Consider the following 12,403-nt stretch of genomic DNA (forward strand, 5'->3'; position numbering starts at 1 on the left):
AAGGGAAAGAGGTATATGGAAGGATTATATATTATCGGAGGCTCTCCTTGCAGCGGCAAGAGCACCATAGCGGAAATGATTGCCGAAAAGTATGATTTTAACTACTTTAAGGTGGACGATTATCTGGAACAGTATATGAAAAAGGCACAGGAGGATGGGAAGCCGCTTTCTGCAAGGGCCATGCAGATGTCCCCGGAGGAAACCTGGATGCGCAGCCCCCGGTTACAGACGGAGGAGGAGCTGGAAATCTACAGAGAGATTTTTACATATATATGGGAAGCTTTAAGCACTTTTCCGGAGAAAAAGAAAATCATAACGGAAGGAGCGGCATTTTTGCCGGAGCTAGTTTCTGCTGTGGGAGTGGACAAAAAGCATTATATCAATATTGTCCCGGTGAAGGATTTCCAGTACCATTTTTACAGCCAGAGGCCCTGGGTTCCCTATATTTTAGAGGGCTGTACAGATAAGAAAAAGGCTTTTGAAAACTGGATGGAGAGAGACGCGCTTTTTGCGGAAACGGTGCATGCGGATGCAAAGCAGAGAGGGTATGCCTGCCTGGTAACGGACGGAAGCATTGGAATTGATGAAATGTTCCGGACGGTATGCAACCTGTTTGAATTATAATAAAGAAGCTGCCATTCCCGGGAGTTTTTTCCGGGGCTGGCAGTTTTTTCTTTTACTGTGTAATCCATAGAAAAATACGGGAAATAATAGTATAATAGAAACAGTCGCAGCAGTATGGAGAGCTGAACTGCTGCAAACAAATTATGCTGAGAAAAACTGGCGGAGAAGCCAGAGGAGGAGGTAATAGATGGAGGAAAGAATAGCCACTTTGCGCAGAATCCTGGATGAAAGCAGCTATACGGTAGCCCTGTGCGGATCGGGAATGATGGAAGAAGGGGGATATATCGGAGTAAAAAATCCGGACAAAGCGTATGATATTGAAAAGAAATACGGATATTCGCCGGAAGAGATTTTTACCAGTGCGTTTTATAATACGCGGCCGAAGCTGTTTTTCGATTTCTATAAGCAGGAGATGCTGAACGGCGGCCCGGAGCCTACGGAATCAGAGACTGTGCTTGAAAAGATGGAGCAGGATGGGAAGCTTCAGTGTATTATTACAAGCAATATTTATGAGTTGTGCCAGAGGTCCGGTTGTAAAAATGTAATAGAGCTGCACGGAAGTATTTACCATAATATCTGCCAACGGTGCGGCAGGGAGTATCCTGTGGAGTATATCAAACAGGCGCATGGGATTCCTGTATGCGAGGACTGTCAGATTCCCATTCGCCCCGGTTTGTTTTTCTTCCGGGAAATGGCCGACAGTCAGCTGGTAACGCAGGCGGTGGAGGAGATTAACCGGGCGGAGGTTCTGTTGCTGCTGGGAACCAATCTGAATTCGGAGGTATTTTCCCACTATATCAAATATTTCCAGGGAAAATATCTTGTGATTATACATCAGCGGAGCCATTATCTGGATGACAATGCGGATATGGTTTTTATTGATCAGCCGAAGAATATTTTGTCCAGGCTGGGATATTTGTAATCTTGCCGTGTAATCCTGCAGGTGCTTTTCAGATGGGGGATGCCTGCATAATGGAATAGAGAGAAATGGCCGGAGAAAGGAAGGATTCCGGCCATTTTTTTGATTTTCTTTCGGAAAGAGGAATATGCGTTCCAGGCTGTCCGTTTGGCGGTTGCAGTGAGGGGTGAAGCGGGGTTACAGTTTCACCGCTTTTATAATAAAAGAGAGCGGCATTTTCTTTGCCCTGAAAGGCGAATAGTAGGAATCCGAAAATTCATATTCCTGGGAAAGGGTTTCGGCGTCCGTTTCCTCAACAAGTTTTTCCACCTTAAAGCCGGCACCAGCCAGGGCATTGATCCAGCCGGACATCTTATGGTTATGAATGGTGACAGGATTTCCACGCTGGATATAGGAAAAAGGATTTTCATCAAAATATGAGCCATTTAGTACCAGCTTTTCCCCCTCCGCATCGATGCAGCGCATAAGCGGATGATCCCATGAAAAAATGAGAATGCCGTCCCTTTTCAAATAACGGGAAATCCTGTCTATTGTAGTATTCAAATCCACAGTCCATCCCAGGGCATAAATAGAATAGACCACGTCAAAATAGTCTGTGGGAAGACCGCAGTCAGATTCCATGGGCGCGTTGATAAGGTGAGGCTCATATCCTGACTGTGTCAGATAGGTACGGGCATTTTCAAGCTGTCTGGTGGACATGTCAAGGCCCCATATTTCTTCGGCTCCATGTTCTTTGCACCATTTCAGGAAATGGCCGCTTCCGCAGCCGATATCAAAAACTTTTTTTCCGGTAAGGGCAGGAAATAACTGCAGCTCTTCCTCTGAAGGGACAAGGCAGCCGTAGCTGGGAAGGGCTGTGCTTCCAAACCAGGAGTCAGCCATAGCATCCCAGCTGTTTTTATTTTGTTCCAGTATTTTAGTGCTGTTTATGTTTTCTTCTATCATGTTGTTTCTCCTTGGGCGGTAATCCAATCATTCAAATCGATATCCAGATAGCTTTGTATTTCCTGTTTCAGGGATTCTAACAGGGTATCGGCGCGTCCGAGGGAACGGACATAAGGATTTATGTAACGTTTTTTGGCAGCTATTCTAATGTTTTAGAAAGATAAAGAACCAAATCATCATTATTGCAGCAATTACCGTAAGGCACACAGATTTGATTCTGATACCACACGCCGGTGCCGTCAGGAACATAACCTCTTTTTACATACATGCGCTGTGCGCTGCCATAGCCGGAATGGAGGCCCACACCCAGACATACGGTATCCGAACGGGTTTTGGCGAGCTTTTCCGCAATGTCCATCAGGCGGCGGCCGATCCCGCGGCAGCGGTATTTTTCCAGGACGCCGAAGTCAACAATTTCCGGTATGTTCCTGTTTGCAAAAGCGCCGGCAGGCGGATTCCAGTAGACATTGATATAGCCTGCGGGAGCGCCCTTATATTCGGCTGTCAGAGCGAGGCAGTCCCCTTTTTCCTGATCGGCAATACGCATTTTGTATTTATCCGGGGAGGCATGCCAGCCCTGTTTGATTTCTTCATCACTGAAGATTTGAGGATCCGGTTCCCGCATTTCCCGGATAAGAATGTCATTTTCATTCAAATAAATCATAGAAATTCCTCCCTTGCTGGTACATAATTGATGGAAATTTGTTCCACCTTATACAACGGCCTTTTTTGTAGTAGAGGTAGCAGGCGGAACAATATACGCAGCTTTTTTGTAAATGTAATGTCAGTATACAGGGTAGTTCTGTAAATGGCAACATGAGAGCAGAAACAGTAACACGAAAATAAAAGCTCTGGATATTACGATATGAAATTAAAAAAATTGAATAATTGGGATAAGTTTTTCGGTGAAAAAAGCCAGAAGTGGCCTGAGATGCCGGGATACTGGATAATTTATGTAAAACGGCAGAATACTAGAAACAGATGTAAATAAATTTTTATCAGGAAAATTTTTTTGATTTCTGTTGACGGTTTGGCTTCCGGTTTTTATAATAAACTTTCAAAAAAACTTTTATAGTGAGCGTTTATGGTGTGATAAAGCGGTCAGTTAAATAGTGCTTTGCGGGAAAGAATGGAAGAAGTATCCTGTTACGGGAATCCGAAAAGCAAGGCCGCCCTGTCAGGAAGGCCATCAAATCTGTGCTCACGATAAAAGGGTTTCAGGAAGATACGGACTCAGACGATAAAATACGCCTGAGTCTTTTCATGCCGGAGCAAAGCAAAAAGGAAAATCTTCTGCTCGCCAGAGGGCTCGCATTTTGCTCCGCAAAACCAGGAGGAAAATCCTCTGCTCGCCAGAGGGCTCGCATTTTGCTCCGCAAAACCAGGAGGAAAATCCTCTGCTCGCCAGAGGGCTCGCATTTTGCTCCGCAAAACCAGGAGGAAAATCCTCTGCTCGCCAGAGGGCTCGCATTTTGCTCCGCAAAACCAGGAGGAAAATCCTCTGCTCGCCAGAGGGCTCGCATTTTGCTCCGCAAAACCAGGAGGAAAATCCTCTGCTCGCCAGAGGGCTCGCATTTTGCTCCGCAAAACCAGGAGGAAAATCCTCTGCTCGCCAGAGGGCTCGCATTTTGCTCCGCAAAACCAGGAGGAAAATCCTCTGCTCGCCAGAGGGCTCGCATTTTGCTCCGCAAAACCAGGAGGAAAATCCTCTGCTCGCCAGAGGGCTCGCATTTTGCTCCGCAAAACCAGGAGGAAAATCCTCTGCTCGCCAGAGGGCTCGCATTTTGCTCCGCAAAACCAGGAGGAAAATCCTCTGCTCGCCAGAGGGCTCGCATTTTGCTCCGCAAAACCAGGAGGAAAATCCTCTGCTCGCCAGAGGGCTCGCATTTTGCTCCGCAAAACCAGGAGGAAAATCCTCTGCTCGCCAGAGGGCTCGCATTTTGCTCCGCAAAACTAGGAGGATTGATATGCTGCTGCAACATGAGAGAATATGGATAACGGGGGCACAGGGGCAGGTGGGAAGCGCTTTTGCCAGGATGCTTGATACAACAGAGCTGGATGTGCTTCTTACGGATATTGACGAGGTGGATATCACGGATATGGACGCTGTGAGGAACTATGCCGAAATGTACAGGCCGGATTGTGTCATTAACTGTGCCGGAATCTGCGGTCCGGCGTTCTGCGAGGAGAACAGCGATCTGGCCTATAAGGTAAATGCCGTCGGCGCGCGGAATTTGAGCGTTGCCGCCAGAAGCGTGCACGCGGAACTGGTGCAGATATCCACAGATGATATTTTTGACGGGAGGGCTTCGGAGCCTTATAACGAATTTTCAACGCCCATGCCGGTAACGGTATATGGGAAATCAAAGCTGGCCGGAGAGGAGTTTGTAAAAACCATTGCGCCCAAATTCCTGATTATCCGCAGCTCCTGGGTTTACGGAGACGGGGAAAATTTTGTGACGCAGCTGTTGCGGAGAGCGGAAACGGAAAGCTGCATAAGGGTGCCCGGGGATCAGCTGGGAGCGCCTACAAGCGCGGATGAGGTGGCAAAGGTGATTTACCGGCTTCTGGAAAAGGATGCCTATGGTCTGTACCATGCGGTCTGCGGCGGGGTGTGCAGCCGGTATGAATTTGCCAGGCGCATCCTTACGCTTGCAGGGAAAAATACGGAAATCCTGAAGGCGGACAACGCCGGGGAAAACGGTCATCCGTCCTATGCGGTGCTGGATAATCTGATGCTGCGCCTGGATGACATTGAGCTTCCGGTATCCTGGGAAGAGGCGCTTCGTGCCTATATGAACAAAATGCGGCGGTGAGGATGCCGGGCGGCTGTGACAACACTGTAAACAGAAGTAACCGTTCCGTAATCGGGACGGTTGCAAAAGGAAGAGGATCGATGAAGAAAAAGAAACGGAATCTGACAACCATTATATTTATAGCGTTGATTTTGGGGGCGGCTGCGGGGCTGGCGCTGAATCTTTGGGCGCCTCAGGGGTATGTGAGGGATGAGGTGATTGTCAACGGTATTTTTTATGTGATAGGGCAGGGGTTTATCAGGCTGATGCAGATGCTGGTGGTTCCGCTGGTTTTTTGCTCCCTTGTCTGCGGCAGTATGGCAATTGGAGATACCAGGCGGCTGGGAAAGGTCGGTATGAAGACCATTGCTTTTTATCTGTTGACCACGGCTATCGCCATTACGGTAGCCATATTGCTGGCAAGTCTGATCAATCCGGGGACAGGGCTGGATATGGGGAGGATAGAGACAACGGAAACTGCTGTGGGGGAAAAGCTGAGCATGGCGGATACCCTGCTTCAAATTATCCCAACCAATCCGCTGGGGGCGCTGGCAAGCGGGGAGATGCTGCCTATCATTCTGTTTGCGCTGATAATCGGCGTGATTCTTGCGCACAGGGGAGAAAAAGCGGATACGGTTTCTTCCTTTTTCAGCCAGTTTAATGATATAATGATGGATATGACCATGGGGGTGATGAAGCTGGCTCCGGTGGGAGTATTCTGCCTGATTGCCAGAACCTTTGCCGGGCTGGGGCTGGATGCCTTCCTGCCGCTGCTGAAATATATGCTGGCTGTGTTTCTTGCCCTGGCGCTGCAGGGACTTGTGGTTTACCAGGTGCTGCTGAAGCTGTTTACCGGCCTCAGCCCGGTGCGTTTTTTGAAAAAATTTGCTCCGGTTATGGCGTTTGCCTTTTCTACGGCGACCTCCAATGCCACCATCCCGCTTTCCATCGATACGCTTCACCGGAAGATGGGCGTGAGCAAAAAGATTTCTTCCTTCACGATTCCGCTTGGGGCCACCATCAATATGGACGGCACGGCGATCATGCAGGGAGTGGCGGTGGTGTTTGCCGCGCAGGCCTTCCATATCCAGCTGAGCGCAGCTGATTTCTTGACGGTAATCGCTACGGCCACGCTGGCGTCCATCGGTACGGCGGGCGTGCCAAGCGTGGGGCTGATTACACTGTCCATGGTTTTTAATTCCGTAGGTCTGCCGGTGGAGGCAATCGGCCTGATTATGGGGATTGACAGGATTCTGGATATGACCAGGACGGCGGTCAACATTACAGGGGATGCGGTCTGCACCACCATTGTGGCCAGGCAGGATAATGCAGTGGATGTGGAGATTTTCAACAAAATGGTTTAGTGCCAAATTCACCCATTCAGCCTGGCAGCGCCATCCGGGGAGGGAAAAGTATGGAGAAAAAAGCGCCGGACACAACGCCGGTTGTATTGATGAATTTTACCCATGTGTATGAGCAGGAAAGCTTCTATAAAAAGGAGCCGCACTGCTGGATTGATCTGACGGATCTGGAGGGTGTGAACGGGTACTGCGATGAAAATGCGGGAAAGGCCATCCGGGAGCGGATTGCCAGGCTGTCTCCTTATGGGCTGCATTTTATTGATTCCGGAAATTATCATTATGTGAGCAAGTTCTGGACGGACAGGATACGGGAGGATTTCGTGCTGGTCCTGTTTGATCATCATACGGATATGCAGCCTTCCCGGTTTGGGGAGCTACTCAGCTGCGGTTCCTGGGTGAAGGATGTGCTGGATGAAAATCCTTTTGTCCGGAAAGCGGTCATAATCGGCGCGGATAAGCATTATCTGGACCATATTGATGAAGCATACCGCGACAGGCTGGTTTGTTTTACTACGGATTCGCTTGGTATGGAGAAAAACTGGCGGGCATTTGCTCAGGCGCATGTGAGGCTCCCTGTTTTTATATCCATTGATAAGGATGTGCTTTCACCAAAGGAGGAGATTACGGACTGGGATCAGGGAAATATGAGTCTGGCCATGCTGGAGGGAATTCTCCAAATCCTGATTCGCAGGCACAGGATCCTTGGGATCGATATTTGCGGGGAATGTCCTGAACTTCTGGGAGAAGGTCTGGAAGCGGTTCGGGTGAACGACACCGTCAATGAAAAGCTGGTCAATTTTCTGAAAGATCAGATTTTCATGAAGAACAACCGGGCCGTGATCTGCCGGATTGAAGATCCGGATTTTGGCTGTGAGGAACGGCCGGAGGGCAGGCCGGCGGCCTGCCGGGTATTCCTGAAGGAGCTGCCGGAAAATGGAGATGGCAGCCGGTGCAAAGACAAAGTTTTTGCCATGCTGATGGAGGAAAAGCTCCTGGAGGAACGCGGACTGGCGGAAGGAATGACGGTGGTGCTGGATGAGGACGGCACGCTGGTAAGATGGGAGCATTAAAAAGGAAAGGGAGCAACTCGGAGGGGGATGTATGAAGCTTTTGATATTCGGTATCGTGGCAAGCGGTAAAACCACGCTGGCAAAGGCGCTTTCCTGCAGGCTGGGGATCCCCTGGTATGAAGGGGATTGCATTGCATGGGTACAGGATAAAAAAACGCGTTATAAGAGAACGCCGCAGGAACAGCAGGAGGTCATACGCCGGCTGGACGCAGAGGGAGACTGGATTGTGGAAGGGTGTTACCGGGAGAGCCAGAAGATTCTGTTTGATTTGGCGGACCGGGTGATTTTCCTGGATCCGCCGCTGCATGTGAGGAAGCGGCGGATTTTTACAAGGTACGTGAAGCAGAAGCTGGGATTGGAGGCCTGCCATTATAAGCCGGATCGGAAAATGCTGAGATGCATGTACCAATGGACCCGGGAATTTGAAGAAGAACGGGGATATTATGAGGAGATTCTGAAAGTTTATGAGAATAAGCTGGTGAGAGTTAAAAGCAAACGACAGCTGGTAAAGGTTTTGGAAACTGGAGGTCTTTGAAAGGCCGGTGGAGAAAAGGATAGCGCGCCGGGGGCGCAGAGGGGAGCGGGAATGAAAAGTGCGGTTTTTTATGGAAAACATGATTTGAGGCTTGAAGAGTATGAAATGCCTGTGGTGGGACCGGAGGATGTGCTGATTCAGGTAAAGGCCTGCGGTGTGTGCGGGACGGATGTACATATTTATGAAGGGGACAAGGGGGCTGCGGAAGTAACGCCGCCTACGATTCTGGGGCATGAATTTTCAGGTGTGGTAGTCCGGACGGGGAAAGCCGTCAGTAACTGCAGAGAGGGAGACAGGGTCTGTATTGATCCCAACTGCTACTGCGGAGCCTGTGAAGCCTGCAGAAACGGGGCGGCCCATTTCTGTGAGCATATGATTGGCTACGGAACGACCGTAAATGGCGGCTTTGCGGAGTACTGTGCGGTGAATTGCCGTCAGGTCTACCGGCTGGGGGAGAATACCTCTTTTGAGCAGGGCGCCATGGCGGAGCCGGCGGCATGCTGCCTGCATGGTCTGGATATGTGTGAAATCAGGCCGGGACACCAGGTGGTGGTTATCGGAGGCGGCATGATAGGGCTTCTTATGGTGCAGCTGGCAAAGCTGGCCGGGGCAGCCAGAGTAGCGCTGCTGGAGCCTGTGGAAGGAAAGCGTGAGGTGGCAGGAAGGCTGGGCGCGGATCTGTGCATCGATCCGCTGCATGAGAATGTAAAGGACGCGCTGGCGGCTGCGGGAATGAACTGGATAAATACGGTGATTGAATGTGTGGGAAGGCCCTCCACCATGGAACAGGCAATTGAAATTGCCGGGAATAAAGCGGTGGTAATGATGTTCGGGCTGACAAAGCCGGAAGACACGATAGCGATTAAACCGTTTCAGATTTTTCAGAAAGAGCTGGTGCTGAAGGCATCCTATATCAATCCTTATACCCAGAAGCGGGCGCTGGAACTTATTGATTCCGGACGTCTTGATGTGAGCAGCATGGTTTCTGAGGTGTGTGGGCTGGATCGTCTGGAGGATATTCTGAGCAGGCCTGAAATTCGTGCTAAGGGAAAATACATTATTTCTCCGGAAAAATAAAACTGGTTTAGCAGAAAAAAATGTGGAGCCGGGCCCTTGCAGGGGCCGGCTCCGTTGGAGTCAGTGATTGTGGTGCCGGTTATCCGATACCACCGGCCTGTTATGGGATAATGGTTATCCTCTGCAAAGCCTTATCAGTCGTACACTGATTCGGATTCCCATTCCAGGATGGTTCCGGTTGCCGCATCAATATCAAATTCATATTTCATTTCATTGTAGACGATTTTCACTTCATATTTCATTATCCCGTCATCATAATCCGTCTTGATGCGCAGGTTGCTGTCCGTGGCGCCGGGCACCTTTTCCAGCGCAATTTTCTTGGCGTCGGCTTCGCTTATGGAGCCGGCCGGGAGGGCGGCGTTTTCGCCAGATGCGGAAGAGCTGGCGGAATGCCCGTTATGGGTTTCAAAATCAAAGCTGCGGATTGCGCCGGTAACAGCGTCAATGTCGTAATCGTACTCCGTATTCCCTGAAACAAATTCAACCTCATACTCTGTAACGCCGTGATCGGTATCCAGCTTCATTTTGAAATAGGAAATATCCTCTTCCTTAAGGCCGGCATGCTCCAGGGCAATTTTTTTGGCATCCTCTTCACTGATATAAGCAGCCTGGCCTTCGGTTCCTCCGCCTGCGGCTGCGGCAGCCTTTATTCCGCTGTCGGCTATGGGAACACTGTCTCCTGCAGCAGGAAGCGGCGTATCGCTGTTTTGCTTTTCCGTGACTGAAACGGTGGAGCCGGAAGCGCCTGCCGCCAATGTTTCCTGGGTGGTGGTGATTTCCTGGGTTACTGTATTTTCGTTGTCCCGGCCTGTGCAGGCTGTGAGCAGGACTGCTGATATTCCAAACATACAAGGCAGTAGAAATAAATGTTTTTTCATAATGAACTCCTTTCTTATTTTCCCTTTTGTTAAACTAATCTTATAATGTCAAGATTAAAGGAAAATTAAAAAGGAGAAAAAATTATTGTTTAATCGCAGCCTGCAGAAAAGGGATGGGCAATTAAATCTGCTGTAAAAAATCATTGAATATTTGAACGTGAAGCTCTTCATCAAGCGACAGGCGCGCGAGCATTTTTGAAACGCAGGGATCCTTGATTTCCTGCGACTGTTCTGCATATGCCTGAGCGGCAAAACACTCTGATTTGGCGTTATTGGAAAGAAGGGTGCGAAGGTCGCAGCTGTAGTTTATCATATTTCCGCACCAGTAGGAGTTGTTCATTGTGGAACGGCATTCCGGTTCGCCGCCAAGAAGCGCAATCAGCTGGCCGATGATGGCATAGTGGTGCTGTTCCACCGCGGCCAGGCGTTTTATGACGCAGCGAATGGTTTCATAATCATTTCCGATAGTCCAGGACTGGTACAGATAAGTGTGCACGGTGGTCATTTCACTGGCGGCAGAGGCGAGGTCAGGCATGAGTAACTGGGCGTACTGCGGATTTTTTTCCTGAACGGCGATGGGAGGATACCAGTTGGAGTGTATAACCGGAATGCAGTCAGGGTTGCTGCAAATGCTGTATTTGATGTTGTTCATGAGATGTTCTCCTGGGAAAAAGTATCGATATTATTTAGTAATTTGTATGTGAAGGCAGAGGGATATAGAATTACTTTGTTTTAAATCGGCTGTTTTTTGAGATAGTATATTTATTTACAGGCGTATGTTAAAATAGAACAATGACCTGTTACAATTTTCAGATGTATTGGAATGGAAAAATCGACGGCGCAGAACCTTGGGCCCGTATGCCGTAGCTGGTACCGGGGACGCATGGCAAGGACATAACAAAGGAGTAATCATGCTTCATAATAAAAAGAAAAACTGGAAACCGTTTGACATGAATAAGAAGCCCGTAAAGCAGTATCCGTTTCTGGTGCCGTTCATTTGGGGCGCCTCCTGGCTGATGACCAGGAGGTTCAGGCTGAAAATCGAGAAAGAAAATATGGAGCATATCCGACCGCCCTATCTTGTGCTTTCCACGCATCAGGGTTTTTCCGATTATTATATTGCGCCGCTGGCACTGTTCCCTCACCGTGCGAATTATGTATCGGATATTGAGGGCTTCGCGGCCTTTGGCGAATGGCTGTACCGGGGCATCGGCTGTATTGGAAAGAGAAGATATGTTTCCGATGTGGCGGTAGTAAAAAACATCTATTACGCTTTACATAACAAAAAGCAGATTGTTGCTGTTTTCCCGGAATCCAGGCATTCCAATGTGGGAACCACCTCCAGGATTCCGGGAAATATGGGGAAGCTGGCCAAACTGATGAAGGTGCCGGTGGTGACGCTGTCTGTTCACGGAAGCTATCTTGCAGGCCCCTTCTGGGACGAAGAGCACATAAGGACGGTGCCCATGGAGGCCAGGCTTACCTGTATTTACACGGCACAGGAGCTGGAGAGGGCCGGGGATGAGGAGGTTCAGCAGAAAATAGAGGAAAAATTACAGTATGACGAATACCGCTGGCAGAAGGAAAAGGGAATTGCCATCCGTTATAAAAACCGGGCGGAAGGGCTTCATATGGCGCTTTATCAGTGCCGGGCCTGCAAAACGTCTTTTCGTATGGAGAGCTGCGGCTGTGTGCTGCGCTGTTCCGCCTGCGGGGCGGAGTGGGAAATGGACGAGTACGGGCAGCTGCAGCGGGGAGGGGAAACACAGAGGATTCCCGACTGGTATGAGTGGCAGCGCAGGAACGTGGAGGAGGAAATTCTTCGGGGAGAGTACCGCTGTGACCTGTCTGTCCGTGTGGAAGCGCTTCCCAATGCCTCCGGTTTTATCCCCATGGGAGAGGGGAGGCTGACTCAGGAGGAAAAAGGGTTTACGCTTTCGGTGCAGGATAAGACGCTTGTGTTCGACCATGTTTCCAGGGAGTCCGTGCAGACAGAATATAATTACAGAGGGCGGGGAGCCTGCATTGTGCTGTCAGACAGGGACTGCTGCTATTATATTTATTCAAAGGAGCCGGATTTTGCCCCCACGCGGATACAGTTCGCCGGAGAATATTTTTACCTGCATGAGAGGAAAAAATTTTGCGTGCCGATGTAACAAAAATTATTCCGGAGACTCTAATTAAGTGAAAGGGGGCTGC

13 protein-coding genes are annotated in these 12,403 nt (G+C 49.5%); 9 read left to right on the top strand and 4 right to left on the bottom strand.

The window, feature by feature from the left end:
• Positions 1-15: 15 nt before the first annotated feature.
• Both DXC51_RS21570 and DXC51_RS21575 read left to right on the top strand, forming a co-directional pair.
• The gene (locus DXC51_RS21570; protein ID WP_117545397.1) at positions 16-624 is read left to right on the top strand and encodes a nucleoside/nucleotide kinase family protein; all 609 of its coding nucleotides are present in this window, start codon (positions 16-18) and stop codon (positions 622-624) included.
• Positions 625-811: 187 nt separating this feature from the next.
• A complete protein-coding gene (locus tag DXC51_RS21575; RefSeq protein ID WP_117545398.1) occupies positions 812-1,546 on the top strand; it encodes an SIR2 family NAD-dependent protein deacylase in 735 nt (244 codons plus the stop codon).
• A 174-nt stretch (positions 1,547-1,720) separates the two neighbouring features.
• Here DXC51_RS21575 and DXC51_RS21580 read toward each other — a convergent pair whose 3' ends face one another.
• Both DXC51_RS21580 and DXC51_RS21585 read right to left on the bottom strand, forming a co-directional pair.
• The gene (locus tag DXC51_RS21580) at positions 1,721-2,488 is read right to left on the bottom strand and encodes a class I SAM-dependent methyltransferase (protein WP_117545399.1); all 768 of its coding nucleotides are present in this window, start codon (positions 2,486-2,488) and stop codon (positions 1,721-1,723) included.
• A gap of 139 nt (positions 2,489-2,627) precedes the next feature.
• Positions 2,628-3,152: a GNAT family N-acetyltransferase gene (locus tag DXC51_RS21585; protein WP_025490537.1), complete on the bottom strand. Its 525-nt coding sequence runs from the start codon at positions 3,150-3,152 to the stop codon at positions 2,628-2,630.
• Positions 3,153-3,685: 533 nt separating this feature from the next.
• Here DXC51_RS21585 and DXC51_RS29315 point away from each other — a divergent pair.
• The 6 genes from DXC51_RS29315 to DXC51_RS21615 all read left to right on the top strand — a co-directional run bounded on the left by DXC51_RS29315 (position 3,686) and on the right by DXC51_RS21615 (position 9,326).
• Positions 3,686-4,486, top strand: coding sequence for a hypothetical protein (locus tag DXC51_RS29315; RefSeq protein ID WP_147332390.1), 801 nt, complete (start codon positions 3,686-3,688; stop codon positions 4,484-4,486).
• The gene (gene rfbD, locus DXC51_RS21595) at positions 4,456-5,304 is read left to right on the top strand and encodes a dTDP-4-dehydrorhamnose reductase (RefSeq protein WP_117545434.1); all 849 of its coding nucleotides are present in this window, start codon (positions 4,456-4,458) and stop codon (positions 5,302-5,304) included. The genes DXC51_RS29315 and rfbD overlap by 31 nt, the downstream gene beginning before the upstream one ends.
• A gap of 80 nt (positions 5,305-5,384) precedes the next feature.
• Positions 5,385-6,647, top strand: coding sequence for a dicarboxylate/amino acid:cation symporter (locus DXC51_RS21600; RefSeq protein WP_021635499.1), 1,263 nt, complete (start codon positions 5,385-5,387; stop codon positions 6,645-6,647).
• Positions 6,648-6,697: 50 nt separating this feature from the next.
• Positions 6,698-7,714 (top strand): arginase family protein, encoded by a 1,017-nt coding sequence (locus DXC51_RS21605; RefSeq protein ID WP_117545401.1) that lies wholly within the window; start codon positions 6,698-6,700, stop codon positions 7,712-7,714.
• A 31-nt stretch (positions 7,715-7,745) separates the two neighbouring features.
• Positions 7,746-8,249, top strand: a complete 504-nt coding sequence (locus DXC51_RS21610; RefSeq protein ID WP_117545402.1) for an AAA family ATPase — start codon at positions 7,746-7,748, stop codon at positions 8,247-8,249.
• A gap of 51 nt (positions 8,250-8,300) precedes the next feature.
• Positions 8,301-9,326 carry a zinc-dependent alcohol dehydrogenase family protein gene (locus DXC51_RS21615; RefSeq protein ID WP_117545403.1) on the top strand — a complete coding sequence of 342 codons (1,026 nt, stop codon included), beginning with the start codon at positions 8,301-8,303 and terminating at the stop codon, positions 9,324-9,326.
• A 134-nt stretch (positions 9,327-9,460) separates the two neighbouring features.
• Here the strand turns inward: DXC51_RS21615 and DXC51_RS21620 are convergent, their stop codons facing one another.
• Positions 9,461-10,204, bottom strand: coding sequence for a PepSY domain-containing protein (locus DXC51_RS21620; RefSeq protein WP_117545404.1), 744 nt, complete (start codon positions 10,202-10,204; stop codon positions 9,461-9,463).
• A gap of 121 nt (positions 10,205-10,325) precedes the next feature.
• Complete coding sequence (locus DXC51_RS21625) at positions 10,326-10,856, bottom strand: ferritin-like domain-containing protein (protein WP_021635504.1); 531 nt, start codon at positions 10,854-10,856, stop codon at positions 10,326-10,328.
• A 259-nt stretch (positions 10,857-11,115) separates the two neighbouring features.
• Here DXC51_RS21625 and DXC51_RS21630 point away from each other — a divergent pair, with 259 nt between their 5' ends.
• Positions 11,116-12,360 carry a lysophospholipid acyltransferase family protein gene (locus DXC51_RS21630; protein WP_117545405.1) on the top strand — a complete coding sequence of 415 codons (1,245 nt, stop codon included), beginning with the start codon at positions 11,116-11,118 and terminating at the stop codon, positions 12,358-12,360.
• The last annotated feature ends 43 nt before the right edge of the window (positions 12,361-12,403 follow it).

Source organism: Eisenbergiella massiliensis (assembly GCF_003435485.1).